15 protein-coding genes and 2 rRNA genes are annotated in these 15,425 nt (G+C 37.5%); 5 read left to right on the forward strand and 12 right to left on the reverse strand.

Annotated elements, in window-relative coordinates; genetic code table 11:
• Positions 1–442: 442 nt before the first annotated feature.
• From H4J38_RS15000 to H4J38_RS15010, 3 genes are all read right to left on the reverse strand, one after another.
• Positions 443–1,318, reverse strand: a complete 876-nt coding sequence (locus tag H4J38_RS15000) for an NAD(P)-binding domain-containing protein (RefSeq protein ID WP_182132977.1) — start codon at positions 1,316–1,318, stop codon at positions 443–445.
• Positions 1,319–1,373: 55 nt separating this feature from the next.
• Complete coding sequence (locus tag H4J38_RS15005; protein ID WP_182132979.1) at positions 1,374–1,865, reverse strand: nuclear transport factor 2 family protein; 492 nt, start codon at positions 1,863–1,865, stop codon at positions 1,374–1,376.
• A gap of 99 nt (positions 1,866–1,964) precedes the next feature.
• Entirely contained in the window at positions 1,965–2,861 is an 897-nt protein-coding gene (locus H4J38_RS15010; RefSeq protein WP_182132981.1) for a bifunctional GNAT family N-acetyltransferase/hotdog fold thioesterase, read from the reverse strand.
• A 58-nt stretch (positions 2,862–2,919) separates the two neighbouring features.
• Here H4J38_RS15010 and H4J38_RS15015 point away from each other — a divergent pair, with 58 nt between their 5' ends.
• Complete coding sequence (locus H4J38_RS15015; protein ID WP_182132983.1) at positions 2,920–3,690, forward strand: spermidine synthase; 771 nt, start codon at positions 2,920–2,922, stop codon at positions 3,688–3,690.
• A 15-nt stretch (positions 3,691–3,705) separates the two neighbouring features.
• On the opposite strand, the gene dtd is transcribed toward H4J38_RS15015, so the two are convergent.
• The 6 genes from dtd to typA form a co-directional block, all read right to left on the reverse strand.
• Entirely contained in the window at positions 3,706–4,143 is a 438-nt protein-coding gene (dtd, locus tag H4J38_RS15020; RefSeq protein WP_182132985.1) for a D-aminoacyl-tRNA deacylase, read from the reverse strand.
• The gene (pip, locus tag H4J38_RS15025; protein ID WP_182132987.1) at positions 4,144–5,115 is read right to left on the reverse strand and encodes a prolyl aminopeptidase; all 972 of its coding nucleotides are present in this window, start codon (positions 5,113–5,115) and stop codon (positions 4,144–4,146) included.
• Positions 5,116–5,167: 52 nt separating this feature from the next.
• Positions 5,168–6,046, reverse strand: a complete 879-nt coding sequence (locus H4J38_RS15030) for a virulence factor BrkB family protein (protein WP_182132988.1) — start codon at positions 6,044–6,046, stop codon at positions 5,168–5,170.
• Between the two features lie 257 nt (positions 6,047–6,303).
• Entirely contained in the window at positions 6,304–6,468 is a 165-nt protein-coding gene (locus H4J38_RS15035; protein ID WP_182132990.1) for a hypothetical protein, read from the reverse strand.
• A 47-nt stretch (positions 6,469–6,515) separates the two neighbouring features.
• Complete coding sequence (locus H4J38_RS15040; RefSeq protein ID WP_182132992.1) at positions 6,516–6,698, reverse strand: hypothetical protein; 183 nt, start codon at positions 6,696–6,698, stop codon at positions 6,516–6,518.
• Between the two features lie 324 nt (positions 6,699–7,022).
• Positions 7,023–8,840, reverse strand: coding sequence for a translational GTPase TypA (gene typA / locus H4J38_RS15045; RefSeq protein ID WP_182132994.1), 1,818 nt, complete (start codon positions 8,838–8,840; stop codon positions 7,023–7,025).
• 346 nt (positions 8,841–9,186) lie between these two features.
• On the opposite strand from typA, the gene glnA reads away from it, so the two are divergent.
• The 4 genes from glnA (at position 9,187) to glnG (ending at position 13,815) form a co-directional block, all read left to right on the forward strand.
• Complete coding sequence (gene glnA, locus H4J38_RS15050; protein ID WP_182132996.1) at positions 9,187–10,593, forward strand: glutamate--ammonia ligase; 1,407 nt, start codon at positions 9,187–9,189, stop codon at positions 10,591–10,593.
• A 126-nt stretch (positions 10,594–10,719) separates the two neighbouring features.
• On the forward strand, positions 10,720–11,244 hold the full coding sequence (locus tag H4J38_RS15055) for a DUF4124 domain-containing protein (RefSeq protein WP_220465576.1): 525 nt from the start codon (positions 10,720–10,722) through the stop codon (positions 11,242–11,244).
• A 76-nt stretch (positions 11,245–11,320) separates the two neighbouring features.
• Positions 11,321–12,409, forward strand: a complete 1,089-nt coding sequence (gene glnL / locus H4J38_RS15060; RefSeq protein ID WP_182132998.1) for a nitrogen regulation protein NR(II) — start codon at positions 11,321–11,323, stop codon at positions 12,407–12,409.
• A complete protein-coding gene (gene glnG / locus H4J38_RS15065) occupies positions 12,406–13,815 on the forward strand; it encodes a nitrogen regulation protein NR(I) (protein ID WP_182133000.1) in 1,410 nt (469 codons plus the stop codon). The genes glnL and glnG overlap by 4 nt, the downstream gene beginning before the upstream one ends.
• Positions 13,816–13,837: 22 nt before the next feature.
• Here glnG and epmA read toward each other — a convergent pair whose 3' ends face one another.
• The 3 genes from epmA to rrf (H4J38_RS15080) form a co-directional block, all read right to left on the reverse strand.
• Positions 13,838–14,815 (reverse strand): elongation factor P--(R)-beta-lysine ligase, encoded by a 978-nt coding sequence (epmA, locus tag H4J38_RS15070; RefSeq protein ID WP_182133002.1) that lies wholly within the window; start codon positions 14,813–14,815, stop codon positions 13,838–13,840.
• A gap of 283 nt (positions 14,816–15,098) precedes the next feature.
• Positions 15,099–15,213: ribosomal RNA gene (gene rrf / locus H4J38_RS15075) — 5S ribosomal RNA — on the reverse strand.
• Between the two features lie 98 nt (positions 15,214–15,311).
• Positions 15,312–15,425, reverse strand: a 5S ribosomal RNA gene (gene rrf / locus H4J38_RS15080).

A 15,425-nucleotide genomic window follows, 5' to 3' on the forward strand; every position in this document is an offset into this window, starting at 1 on the left:
ATGGTAAATAAATATCTTCGCTTTATAACGGGTACCCTCAGCGAACTGAATAGGAGAAACTTTACTCATAGTAAAAGTTCGATTAAGTAAGTAAAAAAAGTATTGAAGCGATTAAAAGCACAGAGCACACTAACCAAATTTTATCAGTAATTTTGACCTTCTTATTTTTATTCATTTGTCTTAATTTGGTTATCGCCAAAAAGAACATTGTCGTTATTAACGCAATGAAAAAATGCGTTTGAATGGTATGTAGTTGACTGTTTTGCTCCCAAAGAAAAACCGGTCCGCTATAATTTACAAAAAATAAATTTAACAATGAGACATGGGCCCACAAAACAAAAAATAACAAGATCATTTTATATTGATATATTGTTTTTAATATTTTGGTAATGACATTATTCGCCATAGTATTTAAACCTTTAATTTAATCAAAAATCACACGTTAAACTTTGTTTAACATATGACTAGAGTCCTTTAACCAAGACAACAAATCGTCATGCCTATACGCGTAGGCCAATTCACGACGTAAGGTTTCACCAATAATTTTTTTTCCAGAATTTTGCTGCTGTTCTTCGGCAAATTTCGGCACAGGTAAACTTAATACTTGCGCTGCAGTCTGATAATAACCTCGGCGATCACTATCGGTATTACTAACGACATTATAAATGCTTTTTTTGCTATCAGCACTATCGAAATTAATCAGCTTTTCGATAATATTAACAACATCAGTTTGATGTACTAAATTTACCGCCGCACTAGCATTTTCAAAGACACGTTTTGCCTGTAAAAATTTACCCGGGTGGCGATTAGGACCTACGAGCCCTGCTAACCTTAAAATATGTACTTGTTTAGTAAAAGTTTTTACTGCTTGTTCTGCGGCAAGTAAACTAGTAACTTTTTCGGCCTTAAGATCTAATTGACTTGCTTCATCTACTCGACCTACTAAGCCATTATAGATAGCCGTCGAATTCAGGAGAATAATATGCTGAGTGCTACCCAGTTCGGCCAAATGCACCAATTGCTGTATTTTTAATTGATAATCTAAGCGACCTTTTTTCAACTGAGGTGGTATGGCAATAATTAGCACATCTTGTTGAAATAACCGTAGATCAACGCCAGCAATATTTTCGAGGCAATTGCTAGCCATTACGTCATCACCAAGGGGCAAAATAAGTTGAGTAGCGGGTATATCAAGCTCACTAAGTTTTTCAAGCGTTTCTGGTGATTGGTAACTGGCAATAATATTGATATTACTCGCAAGTAAGCGCTGTGCTAACGCTTGTCCTAACCAACCGCAGCCGATAATACTAACACTCATATTTAACATATCCTTACAAAACTACAGTGTGCCACAATGATGTATTAACTAGTTTTTATTGTTTGATATTAGCCGATCGATAACCTTTAATAGACTCTACCACCTCACGGGCAATAGCGTTCGGTAAAGGAATAGATAAGTTATATTGCAATATTTTCCAGCCTTGTGGGGTATTAATTAATAATCCACTACCTCGACACCGACCATAGTTTTTATTTTCTAATAACTCATCAAAAAAGACAATGTTACTCGCTTGAGTTGGCGTTATATGACGTTCAATCGGTAAATATAACCAGCCTTTCCCTTGACTAAAATAAGGTTTTACGAAAGCAGAAAATTCTTTTTTATTCCAGCGTTCACCGCTATCGGTACCTAGGTATATAGCGTCTTGAGCAAGTAAATTCATATACTTATCAAAGTTTGCTTCACTTGCTGCCTGATGAAAACTGTCTAGCACATCATCAAGTTCACTAGTCATAGTTTTAGTTGCCACTACTGTATTTGAAAATAGGCTGACAAATAAAAAACTTAAAATGATTTTATACATATTGTCCTGCTTTTAGTTTGAATAACTTCTCTCAATAATAACTCTATAATGGCTTTATTCGTGAGTAGTACTCTCAAATTAATTATCGTACTCAGCGAATTATCTGCGTTTTGCAATCGCCACATAAGAACCAGTAAATAGTGCCACAACTTTATCACCACAACACACTTCAACGTCGATATTAAAGCGAGCATTGTTACCGTCTGCTAGTGGCTTAGTATTGCCAGTAACTAAATTTAGCCCAGTTTGAGCATGCGCAATTCCGCCAAGGGGAGCAATGTAGCGAATATTCCCTTCGGCTAGCACAATATCAGCCTGCTTTGATTGCGCAAGCAACTCAAAATATACCCAAGCCCAACCGGTAAGAGTTGCCAGGGTATAAATACTGCCCGCAAACATTGTATTATGCAGATTTTTATTAAAGCTTGGTTCGCAATTAGTCAGCAATTTTTCTTGGTCAAAATAGCAAATCTTAATATTCATCGCTTTACTCAGCGGAATAGTTTGATGCCAAAGCTGCTGTAAATTATCGGCAGTTTGAGATAGGTGCTCATCAGCTGATGATATGCTTTTAGTCATTTTATTATGACTAACCACACCATAAAGCATATGTGAATAACCGTCATTGGTATAACCTAGCTGCTGATAAAAACCAATAGCATCAGCACGGGCATTTAGCTCAATAGTTTTCACCCCTGCTTGTGCTGCTAAACGCTCCAATTCGCTAATGAGTATCTTTCCAAGGCCATGACCACGTAACTCGTCACTTATCGCCATATAACGAATTTGCGCATGCTCTTGGCTATTCTTATGTAATCTGCCAACGCCAACGATGTTATCCATATCGTCAACGATTACACGATGATATGATTGCGCCTCTAAGTCATCTTTTTCGCTACCATTTGGCTGTAGCCATGGTTTGCGAAGTATTTGCCAACGTAGTTGATAATACTGGGCTAGTTCAGCTTTATTTTGCGGCGCTCTGCATTTGTACATTGTCTATAATTAATCTTATACCAAGTGAAATATATTCATTTCAGGAATTTAACAACACGTGAAACTTACTCAACATGTTAACCAAGGTCGACTAGTGTACCTCAGTAACACGACAGACCAAATAACCATTAGTGAAAATGAACATTATCGGTGGTTAGCATTTGACGACGTTATTCAAAGTGTTATGCATTTACGTTGTCCTGAAAAATTAACTTTGCCCCATCACTACGCGGCTTTAATGCCTTTATTATTTTTTCAACCTAATCAGGTTATAGAGCTTGGCTTAGGAGGAGGAAATTTAAGTCGATTTTTAAGTGCTTTAGACCCAAAAATTCAAGTTATGAGTATTGAGCTTTCTCAAGCAGTTATCGATTGCTTTAAAGGTTACTTTAATCCTCAACAATATCAAATAGTGATAAAAAATAGTGAAGCGTTAACTTGGCTGCAGCAAACACACTGCCCAACAAGAACGACTGTCGATTGGCTAATTTGCGATGTTTATCAACACCACGCTAAAAGCTTTCAAAGCAGAGTTAACCTGTTAACCGCACTGATAGATAATTTACAGGACAATGCTTGTTTGACAATTAATTTACCTGATCTAGATGACCAAGAAATTAACCTCTGTTTGACCATTTTAAGACAATTGCAAAGTTCGCATCATATTATCTACTTTCATATACCACGATATCTGAATGTGATTATTCATTTATTACCAAAGCATTGGATGTTAGATAACTTAAAAAAGCGTTCAAAAACGTCTTACCTGCCGCCAACCCAATATCTCAGGTGGCGAAAATTCTTTAGTCATCATATGAGTGCTAATTAATCGATATTTCTGATATTAACCTTGTAGATTGATTGTTACCGGACCGTCATTTAATAGCGAAACTTGCATGTTAGCACCAAAAACACCTGTAGGGACACGAAAGCCGAGACTGCGCAATTGAGTGCAAAAATATTGATAAAGCGCTTGGCTTAATTCTGCTGGTGCTGCACTGGTAAAACTGGGTCGCATGCCTTTTGTGGTATTCGCGGCTAAAGTAAACTGCGAAACTACTAATATTTCACCACCAATTTGTTTAACATTAAAATTCATTTTTCCGTTTTCATCGGCAAAAATTCGATAGCCTGCCACACGTTCGGCAAGACGTTTAGCTTTTGCTTTGGTATCTTCAGGTTCAATAGCTAATAACACTAATAATCCCTGCTCGATTTCGCCAACAACATTATTATCAACGCTGACACTTGCTTCGGATACTCTTTGCATCAATGCAATCATTTACTCAATACTCTGTTCTACAATAAAGTTAGCCATAGTATCTGTGGCTTGACAAAAACCATCAATAGTTTGTGATTCGAAACCGCTATGCCCTGCTTGAGGTAGTATTTGTAATTGTGCGTTTGGCCATTTTTGCACCAACATATCTGCACTGCGCAACTGGCACACCATGTCATAGCGGCCGTGAAGAATAATTGCTGGTATGTTTTTTATTTTATCAATTGAGGCTAAAATAAAATTATCATCAATAAAGCATTTATTAATAAAATAATGACTCGATATTTTCGCCTTACATAGCGCTTGATGCAGATCTTCAATATGTTGAATATCAATAGGATGATGTTCTAATGATGACAGCCTAAGCTCCCATAAACACCACGCTTTGTTGGCAGCGGTAGCTGCGATTTCATTAGCCCCTGTAAGCACATCATAATAGCCTTGCAGAACACCATTGGTTTTAGATTCATCAAGTTGCTCGGTAAATTCGCGATAATATTCAGGAAAAAAACCTGCCACTCCATCCTGCCCATACAACCAATTATATTCAGCAGTTGTGCCGAGAAAAATGCCTCTTAAAATAAAGCCAAGTATAGTTTCTGGATATTGAATACCATAAAGTAATGCCAAGGTCGTGCCCCATGAGCCTCCAGAAACTAACCAATGGGATATGCTTAAATGTTTACGAATTACTTCAAGATCAGCAACTAAATGAGATGGGGTATTATCGCTTATACTTGGCGAGGGTTTAGAGCGACCACAGCCACGTTGGTCAAATAAGATTATCCGATACTTTTCGGGATCAAAATATCGTCGATGATCTTTGCATGAACCACTGCCAGGACCACCATGAAGATATACTACGGCGATACCGTTTGGCTTACCTGATTGTTCAACATAAAGTTGATGGCCATCACCGACGTCAAGCCATTCTTGTTGATAAGCGGCAATTTTTGGAAAAAGCACTCTAGACATATACAGTTCCTTATATAAAATCTATTCGGTTTAATACCATTTTAAATTATTATTAATCAGTATCTTGCTGAGCTAACTTAGCTTTTTGTTCGTTATCAAAATCTTCAAGTGACACAGTAAACAATGCACCAATAAGCACAACTAGCCAGCTCAAATATACCCATAAAAACAGAATAGGAATACTCGACAATGCGCCATATATGGCTTGGTAAGAAGGTATTTGTGTAACATAGATAGCAAAAGCTTTTTTAGCGACTTCAAATAAAACAGCCGCTAATGTCGCACCAGGAAGCGCAAACCGAACCGGAATAACCTTATTGGGCACTACCATATATAAAATGAAAAATGCAGTTGTCGAAGCCACCAAAGGTAACGCTCGAACGAAAATATTTGTCACACCTAATAAATCATAATCGCCTATCGATACCAATGAAATAATATAAGAACTAATCACCAAACTACTGCCGACTAATACAGGGCCTAGCGTTAACACCATCCAATACATTGAAAAAGATGTGATGACTCTGCGTTTTTCATTTACGCGCCATAATTTATTTAAACATTTATCAATCGCGGAAATAAGCATCATGGCAAGCACAAATAATGCACTTATCGCAACAGCAGACATCTTAGAGGCGTTGCTGACAAATCCACTAATATGCTCTTGTACTACATCGCCTGAAGCTGGCACAAAATTGAGGTATACAAAGTTTTCGATCAATTCTCGTATTTCAGAAAAAATGGGAAAAGCTGTCATCATTGACAACATCACCACCATCAATGGCACTAAAGACATTAAGGTAACATAGGATAAATAGCCTGCCGTGACATGAATGCGTTCTGTTTTAAAATTGTTAATAAACAATAACAAAAAACCAAGAGCAGGCTCGACATAACGATGTTGTTTTAATTCTTCTAATTTAGAGTGCATATAAGTTACTAGTTAGAGCTATTACTTTTATAGTAAGACAATGTATAAAATAACGGTAGTCATTATCACAATAATTTATCTTTCAGTTGCTTATATCGAGGATAATAAATGGTTTAGCTAGAGTTATTTTGAAGTTATTGAGAATTATCGGAAGTAATCGGTATTTATTGACTAAAAATTAGCGACATAAATAAGCCGCATTTGGTTATGCCTATTTTACCTGCAAACTATACAATTTTTTAAAATCGACTTTAGCTTTAATGTGCGGAAAACATTTGCTGAAGATTTTCTTCTGGCCAATTTGCCAATTGATTAATTTCAGCTAAAAGAACAGATAACTGTTTAATATGTTGAGGGCGAGCAGAACCGTCTTCAAATAATTGGCTTAGTTTTTGTAAAGTTTTCAGTTGTTCTGGTGACATTAAAAAAATTCCTTTTTCTTTAATTATAGCAAATGAAGAATGTTACTTTAACTGGCTGTGCGTCTTATTCCCGTAGGAAAAACAACCGTATTACTTTTATTATGATCACGGCCATCATTGATAAATTCATTATATAACTCATCTAGTTCGCGTTTTTCTAATAACTTTGCATTATTTTCCACAGCTTTCTCAAAGAGGCAATTTAACCTTGCTAGTTTTTTCGATTCCATCTGTATTGTCCTCCTCACTTTAAAAAATATTTAACCTTATCTAGGTTAAATATAGCAGTTAAAAAACTTTCTAAAAGGTAGGAAAAAAAAATAAGACAACAAAGTTTAAGTTTTTTAAAACTAAACGGTATAAAAAACATTAACTAACTGAATTTTAATGAATTTATCAATATTTGGATTGACTATGGGGAATATGACTAATATGTTTTGGAGATATGTCTTACATTAACTGCCTCTTTAATGGTCTTTTTCCACTGGTTAGCAGTAACAAAAAAGCCACCTGAATTACTTCAGATGGCTCGAATCGCAATTAACTTATTAAAGTTATTTAGGTGAACGACCTTCACGTTTACGATCATTCTCTTTCAAGAATTTTTTACGTATACGGATACTTTCAGGTGTTACTTCTACTAACTCATCGTTATCAATAAACTCAAGCGCTTGCTCAAGTGACATAACGATAGGTGGCGTTAACGTTTGTGCTTCATCAGTACCTGATGAACGAACGTTAGTTAACTGCTTACCTTTAAGTGCGTTTACGGTTAAATCGTTATCACGACTATGAATACCAATAACTTGACCTTCATAAATATCAACACCGTGTCCGATCAACATGCGACCACGAGATTGTAAGTTGAAGATAGCGTTAGTTAAGGCTTTACCCGTAGCATTACCGATCATTACACCATTTTTACGTTGGCCGATTTCGCCACCCTTGTGAGGTCCGTATTCAAAAAATGTATGATAAATCAAACCAGAACCTGAGGTTAATGTCATAAACTCAGTTTGGAAACCGATCAAACCACGACTTGGCATGATGAAGTCCATACGAATACGACCCGTGCCATCAGGTGCCATATCAGTTAATTCAGCTTTACGAACACCCATTTTTTCCATAACAGGTCCTTGATGCTGTTCTTCAACATCAATAGTTACTGTTTCGTAAGGTTCTTGTAATTCGCCATTAATTTCACGAATAATTACTTCTGGACGAGATACTGCTAATTCAAAACCTTCACGACGCATGTTTTCAATTAAAATACCTAAGTGAAGTTCACCACGGCCCGACACTTTAAATTTATCAGCATCTTCTAATTGTTCAACACGTAAAGCAACGTTATGAATTAATTCTTTGTCTAAACGATCTTTGATGTTACGTGAAGTAACGTATTTACCTTCTTTACCACAAAATGGCGAGGTATTTACTTGGAAAGTCATGTTGATAGTGGGTTCATCAACTGATAATGCAGGTAGGCCTTCAACTTCTGTAGGACAACAAACAGTATCTGATATTTTCAATTCACCTAAACCAGTAATTGCAATGATGTCACCAGCAAAACCTTCTTCAATATCATGACGTTCCAAACCAAGGTAACCAAATACTTTGCCTACTTTAGCATTGTGTACGCCGCCGTTTGCTAATTTTATAGTCACTTGTTGATTTGGCTTAACGCTACCGCGAGAAATACGCCCAACACCAATTACACCCATGTATGAGCTGTAATCAAGTTGAGAAATTTGCATTTGGAATGGACCTTCAGGATCCGCTATCGGTGCTGGCACTTCTTTAAGAATAGTATCAAATAGAGGTGTCATATCTGTGCCGGTTACGCCTTCTTCAAGCGAAGCCCAACCATTTATTGCTGAAGCGTAGACTACTTTAAAGTCCAACTGCTCATCAGTGGCACCTAGGTTATCAAATAATTCAAAAACTTGATCCATAACCCAATCAGGGCGAGAACCAGGCTTATCAACTTTGTTAATAACAAGGATTGGCTTTAAACCTTGAGCAAACGCTTTTTTCGTAACGAAACGCGTTTGTGGCATTGGACCTTCTTGTGCATCAACAATAAGTAAAACTGAATCTACCATTGACATTACACGCTCAACTTCACCACCGAAATCAGCATGGCCAGGAGTATCTACAATGTTTACACGGTAGCCATTCCAGTTAATAGCCGTGTTTTTAGCTAAGATTGTGATACCACGTTCTTTTTCGATATCATTCGAGTCCATCGTACGTTCTTCTAGACCGCCACGGGCGTCTAGCGTACCTGATTGCTCAAGTAATTTATCAACTAAAGTGGTTTTTCCGTGGTCAACGTGAGCAATAATTGCCACATTTCTTAATTTATCTAACACAGGCGTTTACTCGCTGTTACTATCGTTTATTGCTACTTCAAGCATATTAACGAAATAGGGCTACAATTGGGCGCGTATTATACAGCAGAAGTCTCGGCAAATACACCGCGATATAAAAATATAACCAACAAAATATTATTCAGTTGTTATACTGCCTATGGTCAAATTAGAGCATGCGCACCACAACACAGCAAATATTGCACGATAATGGTGCAAATCAAATTATCAAAAAACATTAAAGTGATATAATTCAATAACTTTATCTTTGGCACAATATTCGCTTTAGCACCATCAATAGATAAATATTTCTTGGTCATTTAAGCATTAATTACAATGGAGACTTTCAATGTCAAACGCAGTTTTAGATTTAATTAAAGAGCATGACGTCAAATTTGTTGACTTACGTTTTACGGATTCAAAGGGTAAAGAGCAACACGTTTCAATTCCTCATCATCAAGTAACAGAAGACTTTTTTGAAGATGGTAAAATGTTTGACGGTTCGTCAATTGAAGGTTGGAAAGGTATTAACGAGTCAGACATGGTGATGATGCCTATTGCTGAATCTGCAGTACTTGACCCATTTACTGAAGCAGTTACATTAAATGTTCGCTGTGACATTCTTGAGCCAGCAACAATGCAAGGTTATAGCCGTGACCCTCGTTCAGTGGCTAAACGCGCTGAAGATTACATGCGTAGCACTGGCATAGCTGATACTGTTTTAATTGGTCCTGAGCCAGAATTCTTCGTTTTTGATGATGTTCGTTTCCATACAGACATGAGTGGTTCATTCTATAAAATAGATGATAAAGAAGCGGCTTGGAATTCTGGTACAGAATACGAAGAAGGTAACATGGGACATCGTCCTGGCGTTAAAGGTGGTTACTTCCCTACTTCACCAGTTGATTCATCTCAAGATTTACGTTCTGCTATGTGTTTAGTGATGGAAGAAATGGGCTTAGTGGTTGAAGCGCATCATCATGAAGTTGCTACAGCGGGTCAAAACGAAATCGCCTGTCGTTTTAATACCATGGTGTTAAAAGCAGATGAAGTGCAAATATACAAATATGTTGTTCACAACGTAGCTCACGCTTACGGTAAAACAGCGACATTTATGCCAAAACCTTTAGTCGGTGACAATGGTACAGGTATGCATGTTCACCAATCTTTAGCTAAAGACGGTGTTAACTTATTCTCTGGTGACAAGTACGGCGGATTATCTGAAATGGCGCTTTACTATGTTGGTGGAATTATCAAGCATGCTAAAGCACTGAATGCTTTCACCAATGCCTCAACTAACTCGTACAAACGTCTTGTACCTGGTTTTGAAGCACCTGTAATGCTAGCGTACTCTGCACGTAATCGTTCAGCGTCAATTCGTATTCCAATTGTACCATCACCAAAAGCAATGCGAATCGAAGTTCGTTTCCCTGATCCAACGATGAACCCTTATTTAGGTTTCTCAGCAATGCTAATGGCTGGCCTTGACGGAATCAAAAACAAAATTCATCCTGGCGATGCAATGGACAAAGATCTTTATGATCTCCCTGCTGAAGAAGCTGCAGAAATTCCACAAGTAGCTTCATCTTTAGAAGAAGCACTAGATGCGTTAGAAAATGACATGGACTTCTTAACTGAAGGTGGTGTTATGGATAAAGACATGATCGATGCCTATATCAACATTAAACGTGCAGAAGTTGAATTGTTAAACTCAACGACTCACCCTGTTGAATTTGATATGTATTACAGTGTGTAGCTAATTCAAATAGATAAATATTAAAAAAGCTCGCTTCGGTGAGCTTTTTTTGTGGTACATTTAGGATAATTTGGATAGATTATACTTAGAAAACCTAAACCTACGGAACAGGGATATTAATTTTTGATGTACATTGCACGTTTTTGCATATTTTTTGTATTGCTTACGCAAGCCTTTTCTGTGTTTGCTGGCTCTGCTAAAGTTTATGTATGGCGAAACGAGCAAGGGGTACTAGTTTTTTCTGATAGCCCAAAACCTGGCGCAGAAGAAGTCGACGTAAAAGAACCTAATACCGTAAAATCCTCAATTGACACTTCAATATTAGATATTAAACCCAAAGTCATAGACAACAATTACCAAGTAGAAATAATTCAACCTGAAAATAACGCTACGATTAGAGATAATACAGGCTCTGCTTATGTTTCAGGACGAATAAAACCCATCTTCAAACGTGGTCTTAAAATTCAATTATATTTAGATGACAAGCCCTATAAAAATCCTCAAACACACTCAATGTTTGTACTTAGAGATATTGATCGTGGTGAACATAAAATAAAAATGGCCTTACTTGATGATAAAGGCAAGATTATTGCAACATCTTCTCCTGTAACGTTTTATATGCACAGAATCTCTGTTAACAAGGCTAATTAGCCGGATTTAAGTGCATATTGCACCATAATTATTTACACTCGTTACTTATCGCACCATTTTAGTGCAAGGGAAAGTAATGTCTGATCAGGTCGTAGATTTAAAAAAAATAAAATTGCACTATCAACAAGCGTTACCAAATCAAATGGTAACGGCTGTAGTAGTATTAGATCATGAACTTGGCATATGTTACGTTAACCCGTCTGCAGAAGCATTATTGGTTAAAAGTTTAAGCAAACTATACCGGCTTCCAATTGACCAAGTATTTTACAATACCCCGATTAATAATGATCGCTTACAACAACTGCTCACTACCGGCCAAGAATTTAGCGATAGTGATGTCACTATTGAGTTTTTTGACCACCGAAAAATCACAGTTGAAGTTACGGCCTCATCGGTTACTTTTGAACAGTATCCACATATCTTATTAGAGTTTAAACAAATTGATCAACAAAAGCAGATAAGTGCTGAAGCATTTCAACAACAGCAATGGGAATCTGCACGCGACCTTATCCGTGGTCTCGCCCATGAAATTAAAAACCCACTTGGTGGCCTTCGAGGAGCGGCTCAACTATTAGATTTAGAGCTTAACGTCGAACAAAAAGAATACACCGCTATGATAATAGAACAAGCCGACAGGTTAACAAACCTAGTTGATCGTTTATTGGGTCCTAATCAACTACCAGTAATGAAGTTACAAAATATTCATGTTGTTATCGAAAAAGTATTCCAGTTGACCCAATTTGATAATCCTAAAAATATCACGCTGGCTCGTGACTATGACCCTTCAATACCTGAAATAGTTTTTGATCAAGACAAACTACAGCAAACCGTTATCAATATTGTTCATAACGCTATTCAAGCCCTAGACGGCGAAAGTAAAATTACTTTAAAAACCCGAGCAGCAAGTAATAAAACCATTAATGGTAAACGCATTAAATTGTGTGCAGAAATCAGCATAATCGACAATGGTCCTGGCATACCTGATCATATTCAGCGAACGTTATTTTATCCGATGGTTTCTGGCAGAGCTTCTGGTACGGGATTGGGGCTTTCAATCTGCCAAACTATTATTCATCAGCACCAAGGAAAATTATCCTGTAAGAGTCGACCTGGACATACAGAATTTACTATTTTATTACCTTTTAATAGCGAGAAAAACCAATGATCACCGAACAAGTATGGATCGTCGATGATGATAGTTCAATTAGATGGGTACTAGAAAAAGCCTTATCAAATGCCAATATAAGTGTCGGTACATTTCATGATCCACAAGACCTTTTAATCGCGTTGGAGCATAATCAGCCTGAAGTTATAATTTCTGATATTCGCATGCCTAATATTGATGGTATGACCTTGTTAGCACAAATTAATGAAAAATTCTCTCATATACCTGTGATCATAATTACTGCACATTCAGATCTTGATTCCGCTGTTAATGCCTACCAAGGTGGAGCGTTTGAGTATTTACCAAAGCCATTTGATATAGATGATGCTGTTACCCTTGCTAACCGAGCTTTAACGCATGCCCGTGAATTAAAGTCGAAAAAACAGCTGAGTGTTCCGGCAGTAAACAGCGTTGGTATTATTGGCGCGGCTCCATCTATGCAGGAAGTTTTTAGAGCCATTGGTCGACTCTCTCGTTCAAGTATTAGTGTATTAATAAATGGTGAGTCTGGCACAGGTAAAGAATTAGTCGCCCATGCACTACATATGCACAGCCCAAGATCTTCAGCTCCATTTATACCTCTTAATATGGCAGCTATTCCAAAAGACTTAATAGAGTCAGAATTGTTTGGTCATGAGAAAGGTGCATTTACTGGCGCTAATGCTGTACGCCATGGGCGTTTTGAACAAGCTCATCAGGGCACTCTATTTTTAGATGAAATTGGTGATATGCCGCTTGATATTCAAACAAGGCTGCTTAGAGTACTTTCTGACGGGCAATTTTATCGTGTTGGTGGTCACTCTCCCATACAAGTAGACGTACGAATAATTGCTGCTACTCATCAAAATTTAGAGAAGCGTGTAAACAATGGTGACTTTCGTGAAGATCTTTTTCATCGACTTAATGTTATTAGGATTCAAGTACCTAGCTTACGAGATAGAAAAGAGGATATCAGCCAATTAACTCAACATTTTTTAAAGCGCGCAGCAAACGAATTAGGAGTTGAAAGTAAAACGCTGCACAAAACGACTTTATCGTATCTGGAACAATGTGAATGGCCCGGCAATGTTAGGCAATTAGAAAACATTTGTAGATTCCTTACCGTGATGGCCAGTGGTAAAGAAATTTTAATGACGGATCTACCCAGTGAGCTTACTGAAAAAAAGGTCACTACTACGAAAAATGCTCAGAACAGCTGGCAAGAAAATTTAAAGACTTGGGTCGACAACGAGTTATCATTAGGTAGAAGTAATATCATCGAGCAAGCACTACCCGAGTTTGAAAAAGTATTACTTGATAGCGCATTAAAACATACACAAGGCCACAAACAAGAAGCAGCAAAACGACTTGGTTGGGGCAGAAATACGTTAACCAGAAAGCTTAAAGAGTTGAATATGTCAGATTAAAGTATTTCTGATATGGAAACACTTAAGCATTCTCTATCGGAAAAGTGATAACTTGATCTATTTCACTCGCTGATAAAGCAAGCATAACCAGCCTATCAATACCCAATGCAACACCTGCACAGGCTGGTAAGCCATGTGCTAATGCTGAGATAAAATTATTGTCTAAATCATGTTTAGGCTTGCCTAATTGGGCACGAATTTCATTATCTTGCTCAAAGCGGAGTTTTTGTTGCTCAACATCAATAAGCTCATGAAAACCGTTCGCTAGTTCAATACCTTTAAAATAGCATTCAAAACGTTCTGCAACACGCGGATCTTGCTTACTTATTTTTGCAAGCGATGCCTGACTTGCCGGAAAGTCATAAACAAAGCATGGTATGTCTGTACCAATAGTAGGTTCAATTAATTCGGCCATGATAAATTGTAATAAGGTATCAATACACTCTTCTTGCTCCAACCAATCACTGAGTTTATTACGAGAAGTAATAAGCCTTATTAGTTCAGCTTTATCTGTAGTCAAAGGGTCAATAGCAAGTTCTCGGATAAATAAGGCTTGATAACTAATTCGCTCAATTTGCTGACAACCCAATATTAAACTCATTAAAGCGGCAACTTCATCCATTAACTTGAAATGATCAAAGCCAACTCGATACCACTCAAGCATAGTAAATTCTGGGTTATGATAACGACCATGTTGTTCATGACGAAACGCTTTACAAATTTGATAGCAACATCCGTAGCCACTTGCCAGAAGTCGCTTCATAGCAAACTCTGGTGACGTTTGCGCATATAACGCTATAGGCTCATCGCAATGACTCGCTTGAGAATAGTTGAAGTGTGTTACGAACGCATCTAAATGCGGATCCGTAACCGTTGCATGAGAAAGCAAAGGTGTGTCTACCTCAATAACATTTCTAGCTAAGAAAAAAGCCCGTATTTGAGATAAAATCTGCGCCCGCTGCTTTGCGTACTGCCAATTCATACTAGGTTTCCATGACATCAGTGTTCATTACCTATATGGATAAAAGTAAAATTTAGCATTACTGTAAATGAAATAATGACAGACAGTAAAACGATCAATTTTTTCTAATCAGCTTATGTAATAACAATCTGATAATGCCCTAATAACATGCATGTATTAATTAATACGTTAGATTAGGATATTCAGAAAAGCTCTTACTTAGAGAGCTCAGCCAAACATATCACACCTGTATAGCCTTAAGGAATAAAAACCCAAGACAGCAAAAAGCCCGACTCTTTCGAATCGGGCTTCTTTAATAGGAGCCTGATAATGTCCTACTCTCACATGGGAACTCCCACACTACCATCGGCGCTAACACGTTTCACTTCTGAGTTCGGAATGGGATCAGGTGGGGCCATGTCGCTATTGTCATCAGACAAAAAACTTTATGAGTTAATTAACTTAAAAATTAGTTAAATCATAAGGTTTTAGACAAAAAACCCGTAGCATCAGCTACGGGTTTCTCTAAATAGAAGCCTAGCAATGTCCTACTCTCACATGGGAACTCCCACACTACCATCGGCGCTAACACGTTTCACTTCTGAGTTCGGAATGGGATCAGGTGGGGCCATGTCGCTATTGTCGCTAG

Origin of the sequence: Colwellia sp. BRX10-3, from assembly GCF_014077505.1 — a bacterium.
GTDB lineage: Bacteria > Pseudomonadota > Gammaproteobacteria > Enterobacterales > Alteromonadaceae > Cognaticolwellia.

Bases quoted from the DNA above. Each gene is read 5' to 3' on its own strand.
- H4J38_RS15000 (WP_182132977.1), bottom strand. From the start codon at position 1,318: ATGAGTGTTAGTATTATCGGCTGCGGTTGGTTAGGACAAGCGTTAGCA.
- H4J38_RS15005 (WP_182132979.1), bottom strand. From the start codon at position 1,865: ATGTATAAAATCATTTTAAGTTTTTTATTTGTCAGCCTATTTTCAAAT.
- H4J38_RS15010 (WP_182132981.1), bottom strand. From the start codon at position 2,861: ATGTACAAATGCAGAGCGCCGCAAAATAAAGCTGAACTAGCCCAGTAT.
- dtd (WP_182132985.1), bottom strand. From the start codon at position 4,143: ATGATTGCATTGATGCAAAGAGTATCCGAAGCAAGTGTCAGCGTTGAT.
- pip (WP_182132987.1), bottom strand. From the start codon at position 5,115: ATGTCTAGAGTGCTTTTTCCAAAAATTGCCGCTTATCAACAAGAATGG.
- H4J38_RS15030 (WP_182132988.1), bottom strand. From the start codon at position 6,046: ATGCACTCTAAATTAGAAGAATTAAAACAACATCGTTATGTCGAGCCT.
- H4J38_RS15035 (WP_182132990.1), bottom strand. From the start codon at position 6,468: ATGTCACCAGAACAACTGAAAACTTTACAAAAACTAAGCCAATTATTT.
- H4J38_RS15040 (WP_182132992.1), bottom strand. From the start codon at position 6,698: ATGGAATCGAAAAAACTAGCAAGGTTAAATTGCCTCTTTGAGAAAGCT.
- glnA (WP_182132996.1), top strand. From the start codon at position 9,187: ATGTCAAACGCAGTTTTAGATTTAATTAAAGAGCATGACGTCAAATTT.
- H4J38_RS15055 (WP_220465576.1), top strand. From the start codon at position 10,720: ATGTACATTGCACGTTTTTGCATATTTTTTGTATTGCTTACGCAAGCC.
- glnL (WP_182132998.1), top strand. From the start codon at position 11,321: ATGTCTGATCAGGTCGTAGATTTAAAAAAAATAAAATTGCACTATCAA.
- glnG (WP_182133000.1), top strand. From the start codon at position 12,406: ATGATCACCGAACAAGTATGGATCGTCGATGATGATAGTTCAATTAGA.
- epmA (WP_182133002.1), bottom strand. From the start codon at position 14,815: ATGTCATGGAAACCTAGTATGAATTGGCAGTACGCAAAGCAGCGGGCG.